This window comes from Pseudomonas sp. ARP3, assembly GCF_001029595.1.
Classification (GTDB): Bacteria; Pseudomonadota; Gammaproteobacteria; order Pseudomonadales; family Pseudomonadaceae; genus Aquipseudomonas; species Aquipseudomonas rhodesiae.
The window spans coordinates 149523-170603 of the sequence record NZ_LEKF01000004.1 but is presented as its reverse complement, the minus strand read 5'-3'; the positions used below and the strand labels follow the sequence as shown (position 1 = coordinate 170603).

The 21081-nt window shown below is 58.1% G+C and carries 15 protein-coding genes; 7 read left to right on the top strand and 8 right to left on the bottom strand.

What is annotated here, in order from left to right:
- Nucleotides 1-107: 107 nt before the first annotated feature.
- The 5 genes from ABX75_RS06875 to ABX75_RS06855 all read right to left on the bottom strand — a co-directional run bounded on the left by ABX75_RS06875 (nt 108) and on the right by ABX75_RS06855 (nt 9691).
- Nucleotides 108-1652, bottom strand: a complete 1545-nt coding sequence (locus ABX75_RS06875) for an ABC transporter substrate-binding protein (protein WP_371263982.1) — start codon at nt 1650-1652, stop codon at nt 108-110.
- A gap of 364 nt (nt 1653-2016) precedes the next feature.
- Nucleotides 2017-3645, bottom strand: coding sequence for an ABC transporter substrate-binding protein (locus ABX75_RS06870; protein ID WP_047881661.1), 1629 nt, complete (start codon nt 3643-3645; stop codon nt 2017-2019).
- A gap of 258 nt (nt 3646-3903) precedes the next feature.
- A complete protein-coding gene (locus tag ABX75_RS06865) occupies nt 3904-5505 on the bottom strand; it encodes an ABC transporter substrate-binding protein (protein WP_047881660.1) in 1602 nt (533 codons plus the stop codon).
- A gap of 110 nt (nt 5506-5615) precedes the next feature.
- Nucleotides 5616-8213: a hypothetical protein gene (locus tag ABX75_RS06860; protein ID WP_236238625.1), complete on the bottom strand. Its 2598-nt coding sequence runs from the start codon at nt 8211-8213 to the stop codon at nt 5616-5618.
- Between the two features lie 767 nt (nt 8214-8980).
- Nucleotides 8981-9691, bottom strand: a complete 711-nt coding sequence (locus ABX75_RS06855) for an SIMPL domain-containing protein (RefSeq protein WP_034111744.1) — start codon at nt 9689-9691, stop codon at nt 8981-8983.
- A gap of 204 nt (nt 9692-9895) precedes the next feature.
- On the opposite strand from ABX75_RS06855, the gene ABX75_RS06850 reads away from it, so the two are divergent.
- The 3 genes from ABX75_RS06850 (at nt 9896) to ABX75_RS06840 (ending at nt 13536) form a co-directional block, all read left to right on the top strand.
- A complete protein-coding gene (locus tag ABX75_RS06850) occupies nt 9896-11158 on the top strand; it encodes an ATP-binding protein (RefSeq protein ID WP_034095868.1) in 1263 nt (420 codons plus the stop codon).
- A complete protein-coding gene (locus ABX75_RS06845; RefSeq protein ID WP_003171731.1) occupies nt 11151-11711 on the top strand; it encodes a response regulator transcription factor in 561 nt (186 codons plus the stop codon). Before ABX75_RS06850 ends, ABX75_RS06845 begins: the two co-directional genes overlap by 8 nt.
- A gap of 100 nt (nt 11712-11811) precedes the next feature.
- On the top strand, nt 11812-13536 hold the full coding sequence (locus ABX75_RS06840; RefSeq protein WP_034111746.1) for an ABC transporter ATP-binding protein/permease: 1725 nt from the start codon (nt 11812-11814) through the stop codon (nt 13534-13536).
- 83 nt (nt 13537-13619) lie between these two features.
- Here the strand turns inward: ABX75_RS06840 and ABX75_RS06835 are convergent, their stop codons facing one another.
- Entirely contained in the window at nt 13620-14057 is a 438-nt protein-coding gene (locus ABX75_RS06835; protein ID WP_034095870.1) for a YhcB family protein, read from the bottom strand.
- Nucleotides 14058-14204: 147 nt separating this feature from the next.
- Between ABX75_RS06835 and ABX75_RS06830 the strand changes: the two genes are divergently transcribed.
- The 3 genes from ABX75_RS06830 to zapE all read left to right on the top strand — a co-directional run bounded on the left by ABX75_RS06830 (nt 14205) and on the right by zapE (nt 17388).
- Nucleotides 14205-14834, top strand: coding sequence for an alpha/beta hydrolase (locus ABX75_RS06830; protein WP_047881659.1), 630 nt, complete (start codon nt 14205-14207; stop codon nt 14832-14834).
- Between the two features lie 24 nt (nt 14835-14858).
- On the top strand, nt 14859-16214 hold the full coding sequence (locus ABX75_RS06825) for a tryptophan--tRNA ligase (protein WP_034111750.1): 1356 nt from the start codon (nt 14859-14861) through the stop codon (nt 16212-16214).
- A 79-nt stretch (nt 16215-16293) separates the two neighbouring features.
- On the top strand, nt 16294-17388 hold the full coding sequence (zapE, locus tag ABX75_RS06820; RefSeq protein WP_034095873.1) for a cell division protein ZapE: 1095 nt from the start codon (nt 16294-16296) through the stop codon (nt 17386-17388).
- Nucleotides 17389-17422: 34 nt separating this feature from the next.
- Here zapE and ABX75_RS06815 read toward each other — a convergent pair whose 3' ends face one another.
- Nucleotides 17423-18343 carry a GlxA family transcriptional regulator gene (locus ABX75_RS06815; RefSeq protein ID WP_169868007.1) on the bottom strand — a complete coding sequence of 307 codons (921 nt, stop codon included), beginning with the start codon at nt 18341-18343 and terminating at the stop codon, nt 17423-17425.
- 220 nt (nt 18344-18563) lie between these two features.
- Between ABX75_RS06815 and ABX75_RS06810 the strand changes: the two genes are divergently transcribed.
- The gene (locus ABX75_RS06810) at nt 18564-19700 is read left to right on the top strand and encodes an acyl-CoA dehydrogenase family protein (protein WP_034111752.1); all 1137 of its coding nucleotides are present in this window, start codon (nt 18564-18566) and stop codon (nt 19698-19700) included.
- Between the two features lie 118 nt (nt 19701-19818).
- Here the strand turns inward: ABX75_RS06810 and ABX75_RS06805 are convergent, their stop codons facing one another.
- Nucleotides 19819-20859 carry an NADP(H)-dependent aldo-keto reductase gene (locus ABX75_RS06805; RefSeq protein ID WP_034095876.1) on the bottom strand — a complete coding sequence of 347 codons (1041 nt, stop codon included), beginning with the start codon at nt 20857-20859 and terminating at the stop codon, nt 19819-19821.
- Nucleotides 20860-21081 lie beyond the last annotated feature (222 nt).

Here is a 21081-nt window from a genome sequence, read left to right as displayed (position 1 = left end):
TGTAACTCGTTCAAGCTGTTGCAAACGTTTGCCGTAGGAAAAATCCCAATAAAAGGCTGCACGTTTGCAGCAGGGCAGCTTTCGCCCTGCGCAATCCGGTTATTTTCTTATGGGGTAATACTGACGCCCGAGAACACGTTGCGGCCGAAGGGGCTGACTTTGAACCCTTCGACTTTGACGCTTAACGGCTGGTTGACCGTCGAGTGGGCGACGGGCGTGATCGGCACCTGCTGCTTGAGCAGTTGCTGCGCCTGTTTGTATAGAACAGTCCTTTGTTCACGGTCGGTTACGACCTTGGCTTGCTTGGTCAGCTTGTCGTACGCCGGGTCACACCACATCGAGTAGTTGTTCCCACCGATGGCGTCGCAGCTGTAGAGGGTGCCCAGCCAGTTGTCCGGGTCACCGTTGTCGCCGGTCCAGCCAATCAGGCTGACATCGTGCTCACCGTTCTTGGTGCGCTTGATGTATTCGCCCCACTCGTAGCTGACGATCTTGACCTTGAGGCCGATCTTGGCCCAGTCGCTTTGCAGCATCTCGGCCATCAGCTTGGCGTTGGGGTTGTACGGCCGTTGCACCGGCATCGCCCACAGGGTGATCTCGGTGCCTTCCTTCACGCCGGCGGCCTTGAGCAGTTCCTTGGCTTTTTCCGGGTTGTAGGCGGCGTCTTTGATGGTGTCGTCGTAGGACCATTGGGTCGGCGGCATTGCGTTGACCGCCAGTTGCCCGGCGCCCTGGTACACGGCATTGAGGATGCTTTGCTTGTTCACCGCCATGTCCAGCGCCTGGCGCACTTCAAGTTGGTCGAAGGGCTTGTGACGCACGTTGTAGGCGATGTAACCGAGGTTGAAACCCGGTTTGGTCAGCAATTGAAGGTTCGGGTCGGCCTTGAGCGCATCGACGTCCGCCGGACGCGGGTGCAGGGTTACTTGGCATTCGCCGGCCTTGAGTTTTTGCACGCGCACCGAGGCATCGGTGTTGATGGCGAAAATCAACTGGTCGAGCTTCACGCGGCTCGGGTCCCAGTATTGTTTGTTGGCCACGTAACGGATCTGCGAGTCTTTCTGGTAACGCTGGAATACGAACGGCCCGGTGCCGATCGGCTTCTGGTTGATGTCGCTGGGCTTGCCTTCTTTGAGCAATTGCTCGGCGTATTCGGCCGACAGAATCGAGGCGAAGCTCATGGCGATGTTTTGCACGAACGCAGCGTCCACCGTGTTCAGGGTCATCACTACGGTATACGGGTCGGTTTTCTCGACCTTGGCGATGTTCTTGTTCAGGCTCATCCCGTTGAAGTACGGAAACTCGGTGGGGTAGGCCTTGCGGAACGGATGATCCGGGTCAAGCATGCGGTTGAAGGTGAACAGCACGTCGTCGGCATTGAAGTCCCGCGTCGGCTTGAACTCCTTGTTGCTGTGAAATTTCACCCCTTCACGCAGATGGAAGGTGTAGGTCAGGCCATCTTCTGAAATATCCCACTTGGTCGCCAACCCAGGTACTACGTTGGTGGCGCCTTTCTCGAACTCGACCAAGCGGTTGTACAGCGGCTCGGCCGCGTCGTTGTCGGTGGCGGTGGTGTACTGCGCTGTATCGAACCCTGCGGGGCTGCCTTCGGAGCAGAACACCAGGCTCTTCTTGTCGGCGGCTTGGCCCATCGTGGCCACAGCCAGCAGGCTGGTGCCAAAAATTGCGGATAGAACGGTGGTATGGCGCATGACGATCCCGATCCTTGTTTGTAGTTGTCATCAGCGAGCAATCGCCCAGCCTTTCGGACTGGGAGACATCACTGATCCCACGCACAGCAAGTGCCTTTCCCATATAGCTACCGCTGCTGTCCTACGACGTTATGGGTCGCGGAGTTCGCAGTAAATGCGCCAAATCGGATTGACCTTGTAGGCAACGGAGTCGCGGACCGCAGTTCGTTGCTGTAGGACGCAACGGATGCGAGCGTGGTCTGTTTCCTACTGGTCTGGCGGATGCAATAACGGCGACGTTATGAAACGTCGCCGTCACTGGTCCTTACTTGCCGCTTACGCTCACGCCATAGAAGGAGTTCAAGCCAAACGGGCTGATCTTGAAGTCCTGTACGGTGTTACGCATGGGTTGATACACCGTCGAGTGCGCGATAGGTGTCATCGGGACTGCATCTTTGAGGATATGTTGCGCCTGCTTGTACAGCTCGGTGCGTTTAGCGACGTCGGAAGTGGCCTTGGCCTCTTTCACGATGCCGTCGAATTTCTTGTCACACCACTTGGAGAAGTTGTTACCGGCCAGCGAATCGCAGCCGAACAGCACGTTCAGCCAGTTGTCCGGGTCACCATTGTCGCCGCTCCAGCCAATGATCATGGCCTGGTTCTCGCCGCCTTTGGAGCGCTTGATGTACTCGCCCCACTCGTAGCTGGTGATCTTGACCTTCAGGCCGATCTTCGACCAATCGTTCTGCAGCATTTCTGCCATCAGTTTAGCGTTCGGGTTGTACGGACGCTGAACCGGCATGGCCCACAGCACGATCTCGGTCCCTTCCTTGACGCCGGCTTCCTTGAGCAGCGCCTTGGCTTTCTCAGGGTCGTACTTGGCGTCCTTGATGGTGGTGTCATAGGACCACTGGGTCGGCGGCATGGCGTTGACGGCCAGTTGGCCTGCGCCCTGGTAGACGGAGTCGATGATCTGCTGCTTGTTCACCGACATGTCCAGTGCCTGGCGTACGCGCAGGTCAGCCAGCGGGTTGGGCTGGTCGCTGCCTTTGACTTTGTCCATGACGTTGTAGGCCACGTAGCCCAGGTTGAAACCAGCCTGGTGCGGCAGTTTCAGGTCCTTGTCTTCGCCCAGCGCCTTGAGGTCGGCCGGACGTGGGAACAAGGTGATCTGGCATTCGTTTTTCTTGAGCTTCTGGATACGCACCGACGGGTCGGTGGTGATGGCGAAGATCAGGTTGTCGATCTTCACGTCTTCAGGCTTCCAGTAATCCTTATTGCCGGTGTAACGGATGTTGGAGTCTTTCTGGTAGCTCTTGAACACGAACGGGCCAGTGCCGATCGGCTTCTGGTTGATGTCCGCAGGCTTGCCTTCTTTCAGCAGCTGCGCCGCGTATTCCGCCGACTGGATCGACGCGAAGCTCATGGCCAGGTTCTGGATAAATGCCGCGTCCACGGTGCCAAGGGTGAACTTGACGGTGTGGTCATCGATTTTTTCGATGTTCTTGATGTTGGTGTCCATCCCCATGTCCGTGAAATACGGGAACTCGGTGGGGTAGGCCTTACGGAATGGATCGTCTTTGTTGATCATCCGATTGAAGGTGAACAGTACGTCGTCAGCCGAGAATTCACGAGTGGGCTTGAAGTACGGGGTGGTGTGGAACTTGACGCCTTCGCGCAGATGGAAGGTGTAGGTCAGGCCATCCGGGGATACGTCCCAGCTGGTGGCCAGGCCAGGTACCACGGCGGTGCCGCCGCGTTCGAACTGGCTCAGACGGTTGAACATGGTTTCGGCCGAAGCATCGAAGTCTGTTCCGGTGGTGTACTGGCCTGGATCGAAACCGGCCGGGCTCCCTTCGGAGCAGAACACCAGGTTAGTCGCCGCATGGGCGAATGGGGCCGCGGCCATAAGGCCCGCGCTCACTAATAACGGAAGGACTGCGTGTTTAAGCATGTTGGCCTCATGATTTGTTGTCATTTTTGGTGGTGAGGGCGACCTCGTGAGTCGGCCTGCCGATACTTATGCAGGCGCCATACCCAATGCAAGACGTTGAGCGGTTGCAAGACGCAAAGAGTGGTACGGGCGTACAGGAATGTCGCAATTATAAAAGTTTTGACATATTTGCGCCTGTTTTGAGGGTTTTTTCGGTGCGCGGCTTGCACCAAGAAAGGCCAACCGAGGCGTCTAGCGCACTCGATTGGGGCGTCACTGTTACTTCTCCAGACTCACGCCATAAAAGGGCGTGAGCCCAAAGGGGCTGATTTTGAAGTCTTTGACTTCCTTGCGCAGAGGTTGGAAAACCGTCGAGTTCGCAATAGGCGTTATAGGTACTTGTTCCTTAAGAATTTTTTGTGCCTGTTGATACCACTTGATGCGCTGCGCGCGGTCGTTGCTCACTTTGGCCTGCTGCACCAGTTTGTCGTACGCCGGGTTACACCATTTGGCGTAGTTGCTGCCCTTGAGCGCGGCACAACTGTAGAGCACGCCGAGCCAGTTATCCGGGTCGCCGTTATCGCCGGTCCAGCCGTAAATCATCGCGTCGTGCTCGCCATTTTTGGCCCGTTTGATGTACTCGCCCCATTCGTAGCTGACGATATTGGCGTTGATGCCCACCTTGGCCCAATCCTGTTGAATCATCTGGGCCGACATGCGCGCGTTCGGGTTGGATGCGCGTTGTACGGTCATCGCCCACAGGTTGAGGGTGGTGCCGGGTGCAACCCCTGCTTCTTTTAGTAGCGCCTTGGCTTTGACCGGGTCGTAGGGCGCGTCCTTCAGCGATGGGTCATAAGACCACTGGGCCGGTGGCAGCGCGTTCTGCGCCAATTGTCCGGCACCTTGATACACCGCTTTGATAATCGCCTGCTTGTCGATGGCCATGTCCAGAGCCTGGCGCACTTTCAACTGATCCAACGGCGGATGCGTCACGTTGTAGGCCAGGAAGCCCAGGTTGAAACCAGCTTGTTGCAGCACGCGCAGATTCGGGTCCTGTTTCATCACCTCAATGTCGGCAGGGCGCGGATAGCCGCTGACCTGGCATTCGCCGGCCTTGAGTTTTTGCAGGCGCGAAGCGGCGTCGGGGGTAATCGCGAAGACCAGGTTGTCGAGCTTCACATCCTCGGGTTTCCAATACTGTTTATTGGCCACGTAGCGAATCTGCGAGTCCTTCTGATAACGTTTGAACACGAACGGCCCGGTGCCCACCGGCTTCTGGTTGATATCTTCGGCCTTGCCGTCTTTCAACAATTGGCCCGCGTACTCGGCCGATTGCACGGAGGCAAAGCTCATGGCCAGGTTCTGCACGAACGCGGCGTCGACGTTGTTCAGGCTGAAGCGCACGGTGTGCTCGTCGAGTTTGTCGACATGCTTGATCGTGGTGTTCAGGCCCATGTCGGTGAAGTACGGCGACTCGGAAGGATAGGCCTTGCGGAACGGGGTTTCGGCGTCCAACAGGCGGTTGAAGGTGAATAGCACGTCATCCGCGTTGAAATCACGAGTGGGTTTGAAGAAGTCAGTAGTGTGGAACTTGACGCCTTCTCGCAGGTGGAAGGTGTAGGTCAGGCCGTCGTTGGATACCTCCCAGCGGGTCGCTAACCCAGGCTCGACCTCAGTGCCGCCACGCTTGAACTGGGTCAGGCGATTGAACACGGTTTCGGCGGACGCATCAAAGTCGGTGCCACTGGTGTATTGGCTAGGGTCGAACCCGGCGGGGCTGGCTTCGGAGCAATAGACCAGAGTGCTGGCGGCCTGGACCATCGGCATAAAGGCCAGCAGGCCGGCGGCGAGGACGAGTGGTTTTAAGGCGATTCTTTCCATGTAGACCCCTGAAGTGGCAGGCGTATGAACGCTGCTCAAGCGTAACGGCGGTGACCGAGGTTACCGCCGTTCGGGGGATCAGGTAAGTGGGCTGTGTGGCGACACTTCGACTACCCGGCGACCGCTACTTCGATTTGAGTGGGCGCATCTTTGTCGATCGTGAACATACTATCCAGTTCATTGCCTTCCCGGATCGTGAAAGTTCTCTTGATGGTCACTTCCACCCCCGGAACGCGGTTGACATCGTTTTCCGGATTGGAGAGGTGCCCTTTGGACGTGATCTCGACTTTCGTTAGATTGTTGGACCGGTCGTGATAGATGTGAAACTGGGTGTCGTCAGCGCCAAAGTAGTAGCCATCCTGCAATACCGAACCGCCGTTCAACTCAATGGTGGCGGGGGCTATTGAGCCTTGATGGGCGACTTCGGAAATGCGTGCACGCAGGTCGTCATCCGGAATGGCGCTCTCAAACTGACTGAGCCGCGCTTGCCTGATACCTTCGGCCGAGTTCGCCGTGGCATCCAGTCGCAGGGTTTTGGTCAGTCCATTTTCTGTTGTGGTGACGGTGTAGGGGTTGCGGTTTATATCCAAAACAAAGTTGGGTGAGTATTCGTTGGGGCTGTGCTCCGTGGGCTGCGCCTTTTCACCCGCGCCAACGGAAAACTCAGTTTCGTCGACATTCCATAGAACCTTGAAGTTTGTTTTGGGCTGGCCTTCTTCAGCCTCAAAATTGGAAATGGCGAAGTCGTAGTGGGTTCCCGCGTTGGGTTTCAAGAATTCATCGACTCTTTCGGAACCTTTCATGGGGCTGCCTGTGTAATCGCGGAAATGACTGGCAAAGGAAGGTGGGGACTTCGGGTCATCGCTGGGGGTGGGTGACTGGTCGCGCGTCCAGGGCCAGCGGATGCCTCCGCTTCCTTTGGCCGGCGTCCATTCGCCATTGCCCGAAGAGTGGACGGTCATCACAGGCCGTCTGGTTTCGGGGTCAATAATCTGCACGTAATTGTTGCTCAGCTTGAAATCCCCTCGGATCTCGTACACCTTTTTGATGCCTGTTGCGTCGGTGTAGCGGATCAACCAGCGGTCGGCGCCTGTGCTTGCATCCTTGATCTGATAAATGCCCTTGGCGTTGGGGACAGTGTTTTCAATCAAGTGCTCTCCATCCGGTACCGCGTGCTGGCTGATTTGTCCCGCTTGGCTGGGGCGCAGCCGGTTGCCGGGCGGAGTCTCATCCGGAACAACGATTTTACCGGTATTCGTTTTGGGCTTGGATGTGTAGACGAGTTCAAAGTCGTTTGTCTGCGGGTTTTTCTTCCATGCGTAATTTCTCGCGCTCGGAAGGCCACCGCCTTTGAGGACGTCACCCAGCCCGGCTTCTACAGCGACTGGAGCAATTTCATGGGCCAATTGCAGGCCTGAGAGGACCGCGGCCGCACCGCCTCCCACACGATCTTCTGCCGTCATCCCATCGAGGGCATCGTGGACGCCGAATACAATATTGCCGGTGTTACCAATGATGGGAACGTAGCCGAACGTATTGCCCCAAAAGTCTTTCGCGGACTTCCAGTCTTGCTGTGAGGAGCCGAATACTTCCGTCTGATCGGACCATAACGCATTCTTGGCATTGACCGCCTGATAGTGGGAGGCAACGCCGTTGTTCAAATTGCCAAACTTCAACTGGTAATCGCCACCGCGGGCGCGTGTGTAGTTGAATAGTTGCGCAGCCGGTATTTGCTCATCCGAGAGCAAGTTGTGGTATCCGGGGAAGTAAGCCTTTTCACCTGAGATCAGCGTATCGAGCACATACTTCGCACTGGGCCAGTGGGCATCCTTGCCGCCTTGCGTATCTCCGGTATTAAAACGATTCAGTAAAGTGGAGTAGTTGTCTTTGGCCCAACGCGCAAAGTCTGCATCGCCATGTAGCTCGCGGACGGAACCATTCTTGATATCGATCATTAATCCCTGGTTGGGCCGGTGTTCATAATTTCCATCGTAAGGAGTGTAGGGAATAAAGGCATACCCGGACATTGGATAGCCATACACATTTGGAATGATGACCTGCGAGTTTTTATCCAGCGTACGCGCTACCGCTTGTTGTCCTGCATGGCTCAGTTTTTGAAAGCTTTCCGTGTTATTGCGCAGGCTTTGCAAGGTGCCTTTTACAGCATAGGCATCCGCTTCTCCGGAGATGGCTGCCAAGGGGCCGGAAGGGTCGCGCATAGGTTTTGAAACTTCATTTTCCCAATGGTTTTGCAGGCTTCTACCCACCGTCTCCAGGTCGTTGATCTTGCTCTGATCCTTCGACGCTATTTCCATAAAGTTGAAGTTGATAGGACCGCCCCGTTGGACTCTATCGTGTGCTAAAGCACCCGCGGCAATTTCCCATGCGAAGTAGGTGCGCTGCGATGTGCTGATCAGGGTTTCCGGCTTTCCCTTTCCCGTATAGGCAGAGAACGTCACTGTGAATTGTTCGTGCGGGTCGTATCCGGCGGCCAATAAACCACCGCTGAAGTAGCCTGCGGGCTCCATGAACATGCGGGCGTTCTGGAACCTGACGCTGCTTTCACCTGGGCGAATACTGGGTATATTTCCAAGCAGCATCTGAACGCGAACGGAATAGTCTTTGATGCGCTGCTCGCGCTCTTTCAGGGTGTAGCCAGCCGAAGGCGCAGAGACAGCACTGAAGCCATAAATCACGTTTTCTTGCACGGTTGTTTCAGGATGACTGGCCGTGGCTGGACCTGGCGCTTGCGATGAGCGGCTTTTGTCTTGCTCGCTGGTCGTGCGTTGAGAGGACGGGGGGCTGATTGCAGGGGCATGAGGCCTGTGTACGGTCGGTGGACTCACAACTGACTGTATGTTCATTAAAGGCTCACTTTATTCGTGGGGGCGTGATGGCATCGGTGTGCCGGCTGCTTTATCAACTGCGTGTATCTTGAGGCTGGGTCAGATCACATGTTCTGTCGTCTTCATTGGATTCACTTTCGCAATCCCATCATCCCTATGAGCGCTCGAATAAAGTTGCCTCTATGCCTGTCTGTCAGACATAGACGTTGCACCGCTCTCCTGACGGTGCCTGGTGACCCTGTCCTTGGATTTAATTTCTTCACTGAAGTGTGTTGCGTTTGAGCTTCAGGTGCTCTGTGCTGGAATAGCGAGTGGCATGAAAAACTCCTTTGAGGGTGGTCGACCAACTAGCCGCTGCGTTGGATTCAGCCTCGCTTAACTATGTGGCGGCGCGTAGAGGAGTGGTTCAACTTTTATGGGTGGGCAGTGATGTTAGCCTGACAATATAAGTAAAGGCCTACTGGGTTCTGGGTGTGAGCTGCGCTGCTCATCAGCTTGTTTAATAACGCTGAGTTTATTGATGGAGGGTTTGTCTGGCGTGTTCGCTGAACGATATGCCATGGATAAAACGGCAGGCCAAAAAAAACGGCCCAGCTATCAGGCTGGGCCGTTTTTGTGGATTGCAACGGTTACTGCAAGACTTCGATCACTCCATCTGCGCTCATGTTGACCTGGCTGGTACCGGCCTCGACTTGCGGCGTCGGAGCCGAATCCATCGCCGCGGCTTTCATCATCATCCCGCCTCGTTCGTAGGGTTGTGGATAACCATTGGTGTTGAAGTTCAGGTTGACGATTTTGTAGCCCTTGCCACCTAGCGCATCGGTGACCAGTTGCGCGCGCGCTTTGAACGCCACGACCGCGTCCTTGAGCAGAGCGTCTTCGCTGGCCTTGCGGGTGGCGTCGGCGATGGCGAAGTTCATGCTGTCCATTTTCAGGGTGTTCAGCAACTCGCCCGTCAGTTTGGACAGCGCCGGGAAATCCGCACTTTCCAGGCGCAGCTCGGCGCGCTCGCGCCAGCCGGTGATTTTCTGGTTCTTGTCGTCGTAGATCGGGTAGCTGTTACGACTGCCTTGACGCAGAGTGACGGCCTTGACTTCGCGGGCTTGGCCCAACGCTGTGTTCAAGGTAGTGGTGATGTCGGCTGCGAGTTTGGCGGGGTCGGCGTTTTGAGCTTCGGTGTAAAGGGTCACGATCATCTTGTCGCGGGCTACTTCCTGGCTGGCCTCCGCGCGCAGGGAGATCTGGTTGTAGTGCAGTTCATCGGCCGCCATCGCCGAAAGGCTGGCCAGGGTGCTGGCGCTAAGGGTTAGAACGGCGGCGCTGCGAATGAAACGAGACATAAAAGCTCCTTGGGTTGATCCTGTGGATATGACTGTAGACGTTGATGTCGGGTTCTTCGGGTTTACACATTCCCTACAGGTTGTCGTGTGGGCGACGAACGGTCATTCAGTGTGCCTGCGTCAAAGAGCCACACACGCCGTGCCAGCCGGTCTGCTTCGTTTATACTCCTGCCGATCTGCCTGCAGCACTCATCGGGAGAGCTCATGCTCGCCGCCGTAAAACTGACTTCCGCCACACGCCAGAACCTCTGGCGCCTGACGTTCATACGCATCCTGGTACTGGCCGCTCAGGCCGGCTCGGTCGGGCTTGCCTATTGGTTCGATCTGCTGCCGCTGCCGTGGCTGCAACTGGGCGTGACCTTGGGTTTTTCCACCGTGCTCTGTGTGTTTACCGCCATCCGGCTGCGCACCACCTGGCCGGTGACCGAGCTGGAGTACGCCCTGCAACTGGCTTGCGACCTGTTTATCCACAGTGTGTTGCTTTACTTCTCCGGCGGTTCCACCAACCCCTTCGTTTCGTATTACCTGGTGCCTCTGACCATCGCCGCCGTGACCTTGCCGTGGCGCTACTCGGTGGTGCTGTCCGGGATCGCGCTGACCCTCTATACCCTGTTGCTGGCTCAGTTCTATCCGTTGCAGACGTTCCCTATCGCTCGGGAAAATCTGCAGATATACGGGATGTGGCTGAGCTTTGCCCTGTCGGCCGCCGTGATCACTTTCTTTGCCGCGCGCATGGCCGAAGAACTGCGCCGGCAGGAAGAACTGCGCGCCATTCGCCGTGAAGAAGGCTTGCGCGACCAGCAATTGCTGGCCGTGGCCACTCAAGCGGCCGGCGCGGCTCACGAATTAGGTACGCCGCTGGCGACCATGAGCGTGCTGCTTAACGAGATGACCCAGGACCATCACGACCCGGCGCTGCAAGAGGATCTCGGCGTGCTGCGCGAACAGGTCAAGCAGTGCAAGCAAACCTTGCAGCAACTGGTACGCGCCGCCGAAGCCAACCGCCGCCTGGCGGTGGAGATGCAGGACGTGACCCAGTGGCTCGACGAAGCCCTGAACCGCTGGCACCTGATGCGCCCCGAGGCCAGTTACCGATTCCATCTACTGGGCCAGGGCCCGGTGCCGCGCATGGCGCCGCCGCCGGACTTGACCCAGGCGCTGCTCAACCTGTTGAACAATGCCGCTGATGCCTGCCCCGAAGGCCTCGAAGTGCAGTTGGACTGGGACACGGAAAACCTCACCATCAGCATTCGCGACCACGGCGCGGGCGTGCCGTTGGCCATTGCCGAGCAGATCGGCAAACCGTTTTTTACCACCAAGGGCAAGGGCTTCGGCCTCGGTCTGTTTTTGAGCAAGGCCAGCGTGACCCGCGCCGGCGGCTCAGTGAAGCTCTATAGTCATGAGGACGGCGGCACGCTCACCGAGCTGCGCCTGCCCCGTGTCGCACGAGGAGATATCGATGAGTGATGAGATCCAAGTCGAAGGCGAAGAACTGCCGCACCTGCTGCTGGTAGATGACGACGCCACATTTACCCGCGTGATGGCGCGCGCCATGAGCCGTCGCGGTTTTCGCGTAAGCACCGCCGGTTCCGCCGAAGAGGGCCTGACCATCGCCCAGGCCGACCTGCCGGACTACGCCGCGCTCGACCTGAAAATGGACGGCGACTCCGGCCTGGTGCTGCTGCCCAAATTGCTGGAATTGGACCCGGAAATGCGCGTGGTCATTCTCACCGGTTACTCCAGCATCGCCACGGCGGTCGAGGCTATCAAGCGCGGTGCCTGCAATTACCTGTGCAAGCCGGCGGACGCCGACGACGTGCTCGCCGCGTTACTGTCCGAACATGCCGACCTCGACACCCTGGTGCCGGAAAACCCGATGTCGGTGGACCGCTTGCAGTGGGAGCATATCCAGCGCGTACTCACCGAGCACGAAGGCAATATCTCCGCCACCGCCCGTGCTCTGGGCATGCATCGCCGGACATTGCAGCGCAAGCTGCAGAAGCGTCCGGTACGGCGCTGAACCCCGACTGAACGAATCGCTTCAGCTTGTAGGACGTCCTGAACCGATCGCCTATGATCGGCTCAAACGCCTGTGATGTTTTTCCTACCGAGCCTGAACGATGAATCAGAACGCTGAGTACTCCGCGGTCAATGACGCGGTCCGTGGGCAATTCTTTCGCCGAACCTGGGCAATGATCACGCCCTATTGGCGCAGTGAAGAGAAGGGCAAGGCCTGGTTGTTGTTGGTGGCGGTGATCGGCCTTTCGCTGTTCAGCGTAGCGATCTCGGTGTGGATCAACCATTGGTACAAGGACTTCTACAACGCCCTCGAAAAGAAGGACACGGCCGCCTTTTGGCAATTGATCGGTTATTTCGGTGCGATTGCCGCCGTGGCGATCCTGGGCGCGGTGTATCGCTTGTACCTGACCCAGATGCTGACCATCCGCTGGCGCGCCTGGCTCACCGAAAAGCACTTTGCGCGCTGGCTTGCCCACAAAAACTACTACCAACTGGAGCAGGGCGGTTACACCGATAACCCGGACCAGCGGATTTCCGAAGACCTCAACAGTTTCACCACCGGCACCTTGAGCCTGGGGCTCGGGCTGTTGCGTAATGTCGTCAGCCTGGTGTCATTCTCGATCATCCTGTGGGGTGTTTCGGGCAGTATCGATGTGTTCGGCGTCACCATCCCTGGTTATATGTTCTGGTGTGCATTGTTGTATGCCGCCGTCGGCAGTTGGCTCACCCACCTGATCGGACGACGCTTGATCGGCTTGAGCAATCAGCAACAGCGCTTCGAGGCGGACCTGCGTTTTTCCATGGTGCGTGTGCGCGAGAATGCCGAGAGCATTGCCCTGTACAACGGCGAACCGAACGAGAATCAGCGTTTGAGCGAACGCTTCAGCAAGGTTTGGCATAACTTCTGGGACATTATGAAGGTGTCCAAGCGCTTGACGTTTTTCACCGCCGGCTACAGCCAGATCGCAATCATCTTTCCCTTCATCGTCGCCGCGCCGCGTTACTTCACCGGCAAGATCGAGCTAGGCGAGCTGATGCAAATCAATTCGGCGTTCGGCAACGTGCAGGATAACTTCAGCTGGTTTATCAGCGCGTACACCGAGCTGGCCAGTTGGCGCGCCACCAGCGATCGTCTGTTGAGCTTCCAGCAGGCCATGAGTGAAAACGAGCAGCGCCCGGCAGCCATTGACGTCAGCGCGGAGGGGGAGCGCCTTGTGGTGCAAGGGTTGGGCATGAACCTGGCGGACGGCCGCCATCTGCTGACCGATGCGAACATGGTGGTCGAACCGGGCCAGCGTGTGATGCTCAGCGGCCGCTCCGGTAGCGGTAAAAGTACCTTGCTGCGCGCGATGGGGCATTTGTGGCCGGCCGGCCACGGCAGCATTCGCCTGCCGGCCAAGCGTTACTTGTTCCTGCCGCAAAAGCCCTACCTGCCAATCGGCACGTTGAAGGCTGCGTTGAGTTACCCACAGGACGACGGCGTCTATTCGGCGCAACGTTATGCACAGGTCTTGCAAACCTGCCGTTTGCCGCATCTGGTGGACCGTCTGGATGAGCCCAACCACTGGCAGCGCATGCTTTCACCGGGCGAGCAGCAGCGCGTGGCCTTCGCCCGCGCGTTGCTGTATGCCCCGCAATGGCTGTACATGGACGAAGCCACATCGGCGATGGACGAAGAGGATGAGGCCACGCTGTATCAAGCATTGATCGATGAACTGCCGGGGCTGAGCATCGTCAGCGTCGGCCATCGCAGCAGCCTCAAGCGCTTCCATGGCCGGCATGTGCGGATCGAAGGCGGTTGGCTTCAAGAACAACCCGTGGCCTAAAGCCCACTATTCCGAAAAACGAGGCCCAACAAAAAGCCCGGTTGATCATCGATCAACCGGGCTTTTTTGCGGCTTGAAAAGACTTACTTCTTCAAGCCGTAATGCTCATCCAGCATGCCGGGGGCATCCGCCGTTTTTGGCGCGTAGTCCCGTGGCGGTTCCTGATTTTCCCGGGGCGGGGTCAGGCGTTCCCGTGGTGTTTGCGGTGCATCGGAGTGCAGCGCGGCCAGCAGGCGCTGGCGGGTAATATCGTCGAGGGCCAGGCGGTTAGCGCCATCGGCGAGATGATCCTGTACTTCCTGGTAGCTCTGAGTGAGCTTCTTGACCAGGGTCGCAGTGCTATTGAAGTGGGTAACAACCTCGTTCTGATAACTGTCAAAACGTTCCTGGATGTCATCGAGCTGACGCTGCGTGCGGTTAGGCGCGGCATTCGGCAGCAGGCGAGCAACCAGGAATCCAATGGCGACACCTGCAACCAGGGCAAGAGTCGGCAACAACCAAACTAAGAGCGAGTGTTCCACGAGTCCTTCCTCTATAAACGGCTTTGCTTTACGTTAACGGCTCGGACCTGCGCTGTATACCGCGATTAAGCTCGCAATGATGTCATGCACAGATTTTTAGCTAGACGAGTCGACCCATTGAGAGGTCACGGAGTTCATTCCTTGCTCATGCGTGAAACCCCCGTTTTGATCGATGGCCCGGTAGGCCAGTTGGAAGCCTTGTACCTGGATCAGCCCGAAGCACGTGGCCTGGCGCTGATCTGCCACCCTAACCCGGTGCAGGGCGGGACCATGCTCAATAAAGTCGTGTCGACCCTGCAACGCACCGCCCGCGATGCCGGTTTGATCACGCTGCGCTTCAATTACCGTGGCGTCGGCGCCAGTGCCGGCACTCACGACATGAGCAGCGGCGAGGTGGACGACGCCGAAGCGGCCGTCACCTGGCTGCGGGAAAAACACCCGGACCTGCCGATCACCTTGCTCGGGTTTTCCTTTGGTGGCTATGTGGCGGCGAGCCTCGGCGGGCGCCTGGAGGCCAAAGGCGAAAAACTTGCGCACCTGTTCATGGTCGCCGCTGCCGTGATGCGTCTGAGCGATAACGATGTGCTGCCCCAGAATTGCCCGTTGACCCTGATCCAGCCGGAAACCGACGAAGTAGTCGACCCGCAGTTGGTTTACGACTGGTCCGCCGCGTTGAAACGCCCCCATGAGCTGCTGAAAGTGGCAGAATGCGGGCACTTTTTTCACGGCAAGCTCACCGACCTCAAGGATCTGGTGCTGCCGCGTCTCTCGAATTGATAGCAGTCTGATAAGCGATTACCCATGACGACTCGTACCCGTATCCTCACCGGCATCACCACCACCGGCACGCCGCACTTGGGCAACTACGCCGGTGCGATTCGCCCGGCCATCCTCGCCAGCCAGGATGCCAATGCCGATTCCTTCTACTTTCTGGCCGACTACCACGCCCTGATCAAATGCGATGACCCGCAGCGCATCCAGCGCTCGCGCATGGAAATCGCCGCGACCTGGCTGGCCGGTGGCCTGGATGTGAACCGGGTGACGTTCTATCGCCAGTCCGACATCCCGGAAATTCCCGAGCTGACCTGGCTGCTGACCTGCGTCGCCGCCAAGGGCCTGCTCAACCGCGCTCACGCTTACAAAGCGTCGGTGGATAAGAACGTGGAAGCCGGCGAAGACCCGGATGCGGGCATCAGCATGGGGCTGTATAGCTACCCGGTGCTGATGGCGGCGGACATTCTGATGTTCAACGCGCACAAGGTGCCGGTGGGCCGCGACCAGATCCAACACGTGGAAATGGCCCGCGACATCGGCCAGCGTTTCAACCACCTGTTCGGCAACGGTAAAGAATTCTTCACCATGCCCGAGGCGTTGATCGAAGAAAGCGTCGCCACCTTGCCGGGCCTGGACGGCCGCAAGATGTCCAAGAGCTACGACAACACTATTCCGTTGTTCACCAGTGCCAAGGACATGAAAGACGCGATCTCGCGCATCGTGACCGACTCGCGTGCGCCGGGCGAAGCCAAGGACCCGGACAACTCGCACCTGTTCACGCTGTACCAGGCGTTTGCGACTAAAGCGCAAGAAGAAGAGTTCCGTGGCGAGCTGCTGCAAGGCCTGGGCTGGGGCGAGGCGAAGAATCGTCTGTTCCAACTACTCGACGGCCAATTGGGTGAGGCCCGCGAGCGTTATCACCAATTGATGTCACGCCCTTCGGACATGGAAGACCTGCTGCTGGTCGGCGCCAAAAAGGCTCGCGCCGTGGCCGCACCGTTCCTCGCCGAGTTGCGTGAAGCGGTAGGCTTGCGTTCGTTCGTCAATCAGGCGGCCGCGCCGGTCAGTGCCAAGAAGAAAGCCGCCAAGACGGCGCGCTTCGTTAGCTTTCGTGAAGACGACGGCAGTTTCCGTTTCCGCCTGCTGGCCGCCGATGGCGAGCAATTGCTGCTGTCACGCAACTTTGCCGATGGCAAGGCGGCGGGCGCGGTGACTAAACAACTGCAAAGCGGTCAAGCGTTGGACGTACGCACCGAAGGTCTGCGTTTCAGCGTATGGCTGGACGGCGCCGCGGTGGCCGACAGCGCTGAGTTTGCCGACCCTGCGTCGCTTGACGCGGCCGTCGAAGCCCTGCGCATCGCATTGACCCCCCTCGAGGATTAACCCGACCAAGGGTTGATTGCCATTATCCAGGGCCGTCGTTACAGTGACGGCCCGTTTTTGTTGCCTTGCTAACGAAATTATGACGCCCCTAGAACGATATCAAGCTGATCTGAAACGCCCTGAATTCTTCCATGATGCGGCCCAGGAAACGGCGGTGCGTCATTTGCAGCGCCTGTACGACGACCTGCTCGCGGCCTCGCAAAGCAAGCCGGGGATGCTCAGCAAGCTGTTTGGCAAGAAAGACCACACGCCGGTCAAAGGCCTGTACTTCTGGGGCGGCGTGGGCCGTGGCAAGACTTACCTGGTCGACACCTTCTTTGAAGCGCTGCCGTTCAAGGAAAAAGTCCGCACCCACTTTCACCGCTTCATGAAGCGTGTGCACGAAGAAATGAAGACCCTGCCGGGCGAGAAAAACCCGCTGACTATCATCGCCAAACGTTTTGCCCAGGAAGCCCGGGTGATCTGCTTCGATGAATTCTTCGTTTCCGACATCACCGACGCCATGATCCTCGGCACGTTGATGGAAGAACTGTTCAAGAACGGCGTGACCCTGGTCGCCACCTCGAACATCGTGCCCGACGGCCTGTACAAAGACGGCCTTCAACGTGCGCGCTTCCTGCCGGCGATTGCGCTGATCAAGCAACACACTGAAATCGTCAACGTCGACAGCGGCGTCGACTACCGCCTGCGTCATCTCGAACAAGCGGAGCTGTACCACTTCCCGTTGAACGAAGCCGCCCACGAAAGCTTGCGTAAGAGCTTCCGTGCGCTCACGCCGGAATGCACCCAGGCGGTGGAAAACGACAAGCTGGTGATCGAGAACCGCGAAATCATCGCCCTACGCACCTGCGACGACGTGGCCTGGTTCGAGTTCCGCCAGCTGTGCGACGGCCCACGCAGCCAGAACGACTACATCGAATTGGGCAAGATCTTCCATGCGGTGATCCTCAGCGGCGTGGAACAGATGAGCGTCACCACCGACGATATCGCGCGGCGCTTTATCAACATGGTTGACGAGTTCTATGACCGCAACGTCAAGCTGATCATCTCGGCGGAAGTCGAACTCAAAGACCTCTACACCGGCGGTCGTTTGAACTTCGAATTCCAGCGAACCTTGAGCCGCTTGCTGGAAATGCAGTCACACGAGTTCCTCTCGCGCGGCCACAAACCCTAAGTGTGGGAGGGGGCTTGCCCCCTCTCACATTGGTTTAAGCAGCCTGCTGGAACTGCTGGCGGTATTGGTTGGGCGACAACTCAGTGTGCTGCCTGAACAGCCGCGCAAAGAAACTCGCATCGTCGTAACCCACCTCATAACTGATGGTCTTGATGCTCTTGCGGCTGCCTGAGAGCAGGCCCTTTGCCGTCTCGATGCGCAACCGTTGCAGGTAATGCAGCGGCTTGTCACCGGTGGCGGTCTGGAAGCGCCGCATGAAGTTGCGGATGCTCATGCCGTGTTCCCGGGCCACGTCTTCGAAGCGGAATTTGTCGGCGAAGTGTTCTTCGAGCCAGTGCTGGATCTGCAGGATGATCACGTCCTGGTGTAACTTCTGCCCGCCAAAGCCAATACGTCCAGGCGAATAGCTGCGCTGCACCTCATAGAGAATGTCCCGGGCCACGGCCTGGGCAATGTTGGCGCCGCAGAAGCGTTCGATCAGATAGATATAGAGGTCGCACGCCGAGGTGGTGCCGCCGGCGCAGTAGAGGTTGTCGGCGTCGGTGAGGTGCTTGTCCTGATTGAGTTGCACCTTGGGGAAGCGTTCGCTGAAGGCGTTGAAGAAACGCCAGTACGTAGTGGCTTCCTTGCCATCGAGCAGGCCGGCTTCAGCCAGCCAGAACACCCCGGTGGCTTCGCCGCACAGCACGGCGCCGCGTGCGTGTTGCGCGCGCAGCCAAGGCAGCACTTGGGGGTAGCGGCCGCACAGGGCGTCGAAATCATCCCAGAAGGCCGGCAACACGATGATATCGGCGTCTTCCAGCCCGCCGTCCACCGGCATGATCACATCGCTGAAGCTGCGCACCGATTGCCCGTCGGGGCTGACCAGGCGCGTTTCGAACGCGGGTGTCAGGCCCAGGCCTTGTTGCTTGCCATAGCGCAGGCTGGCGAGGTGGAAGAAATCCTTGGCTTGCATGAGGGTTGAAGCGAATACCCGATCAATGGCCAAAATGCTGACGCGCCGCAATGGCGTGGAGATTTGGTTAGACATAATTTCAATTATTCTTATAGGGGAAAGTGGTCACCAGACGGCTGGATCGTCTTATTTTTTGTCGCATGTGTCCAGTGTCCCGTGACGCTTTGGCGGCATAGGCTCTGTGGGCTCGTCCTTGTCCGACAATCCAAACAGGTGCGCCATGATCCCGAGAACCTTGTTCAGCCCCGACCACGAACTCTTTCGTGAGAGCGTGCGCACTTTTCTGGAAAAAGAAGCCGTGCCTTTCCATGGGCAGTGGGAAAAGCAGGGCTATATCGATCGCGACCTGTGGCGCAAGGCGGGAGAGGCCGGCATGTTGTGCTCCCACTTGCCGGACGCTTATGGCGGCTTGGACGCTGACTTTCTCTACAGCGCCGTGGTGATCGAGGAGATCGGCCGGCTGGGGCTGACCGGTATTGGTTTCTCCCTGCATTCGGACATTGTTGCGCCTTACATCCTGCACTACGGCAATGAGGCGCTGAAGCATAAATACCTGCCGAAATTGATCTCTGGGGAGATGGTCACCGCCATCGCGATGACCGAGCCCGGCGCAGGCTCCGACCTGCAAGGGGTCAAGACTACCGCCGTGCTGGATGGCGATGAGTATGTGATCAACGGCTCCAAGACCTTTATCACTAACGGCTATCTCGCCGATCTGGTGATCGTGGTGGCCAAGACCGATCCCAAGGCCGGCGCCAAGGGCACCAGCCTGTTTCTGGTGGAGGCCGATACGCCGGGCTTTGCCAAGGGCAAGCGTCTGGAGAAGGTTGGCATGAAGGCGCAGGACACCTCGGAACTGTTCTTCCAGGATGTGCGAGTGCCCAAGGAGAACATCTTGGGCCAGGCGGGGATGGGCTTTGCCTATCTGATGCAGGAGTTACCACAGGAGCGTTTGACGGTGGCGATCGGCGCGCTGTCGTCCGCCGAGGCGGCGTTGGCGTGGACCCTGGAATACACCCGCGAGCGCAAGGCGTTCGGCAAGGCGATCGCCGATTTCCAGAACACCCGTTTCAAGCTGGCGGAGATGGCCACTGAAATTCAGGTCGGTCGGGTGTTTGTCGATCAGTGCATGGCGCTGCACCTTGAAGGAAAACTCGACGTGCCCACCGCCGCAATGGCCAAGTACTGGGCCACCGACCTGCAATGCAAAGTGCTCGACGAGTGCGTGCAACTGCACGGTGGCTACGGCTTTATGTGGGAATACCCGATTGCCCGCGCCTGGGCGGATGCTCGGGTGCAGCGGATCTATGCGGGGACCAATGAGATCATGAAGGAGATCATTGCGCGGTCGCTTTGATTTTTGCTGGTCATGAATGCGTCATCGGGGGCAAGCCCCCTCCCGCATTGGAATGCATTTCAATGTGGGAGGGCGGTGCGACGATTGGACTTGCCCCCGATAGCGGTCTACATGCCAATTAAGGCGCCGGGTTCGGATGATCCTTCTGAATCGCCTCAATCCCTTCCAGTACTTCCTTCGATAGCTTCAGATCAGCACTGGCAATGTTGCTGTCCAGTTGCTTCAGGCTGGTGGCACCGATGATATTGCTGGTCACGAATGGCTGTTGCGTCACGAAGGCCAAGGCCATCTGCGCCGGGTCCAGGCCGTGCTCGCGCGCCAGTGCCACATAGCGGCTGCACGCCGCCTCCGACTGCGGGTTGAAGTAGCGGCTGAAGCGGCTGTATTCGGTCAGGCGCGCCTTGGCTGGGCGAGCACCGTTTTCGTATTTGCCGCTGAGCATGCCGAATGCCAGGGGCGAGTAGGCCAGTAGCCCGCACTGTTCGCGAATCGCGACTTCCGCCAGGCCCACTTCAAAGCTGCGGTTGAGCAGGTTGTACGGGTTCTGGATCGATACCGCGCGCGTCCAGCCGCGGGCTTCGGCCAGGGCCAGGAATTTCATGGTGCCCCACGGGGTTTCGTTGGACAGACCGATGTGGCGGATCTTGCCGGCCTTGACCTGTTCGTCCAGCGCTTCGAGGGTTTCCTCCAGCGGCGTGAGGTCGTCTTCGTCCTTGTGCTTGTAGCTCAGTTGGCCGAAGAAGTTGGTACTGCGCTCCGGCCAGTGCAATTGATACAGGTCGATCCAATCGGTTTGCAGGCGCTTGAGGCTGGCATCCAGCGCTTGGACGATGTGCTTGCGGTTGTGGCGCAGATGGCCGTCGCGAATGTAGTCGATGGTGTTGCCGGGGCCGGCGATCTTGCTTGCCAGAATCCAATCGGCACGGTCGCCGCGGCTTTTGAAGTAATTGCCGATGTAGCGTTCGGTGGTGGCGTAGGTATTGGCTTTGGGCGGCACGGGGTACATTTCAGCGGTGTCGAGAAAGTTGATCCCCGCGGCCTTGGCTCGCTCGATCTGTGCGAAGGCCTCTGCCTCGCTGTTCTGCTCGCCCCAGGTCATGGTGCCCAAGGCTATCGCGCTCACGTTCAGATCCGTACGGCCCAGCTGTCGATAATCCATCGGGTGCTCCTTCGGGAAAACAATCATAAAAGCAGGTTGAATTTTTTTTCGCAATCTGCATAATTGCCCACCTCTTTCTGCAGTGGAAGTGATGCGCCGCCTGCCGAAGAATCTTGCCGTTGAACGGACGCGCCGACCCGAGCCCCCGATAGCGTCTGTATCCGGCTGCCTTTGACTTGTCAAAGTACGCACTATTCAGTAAGATCCGCCGTCTAATTTACA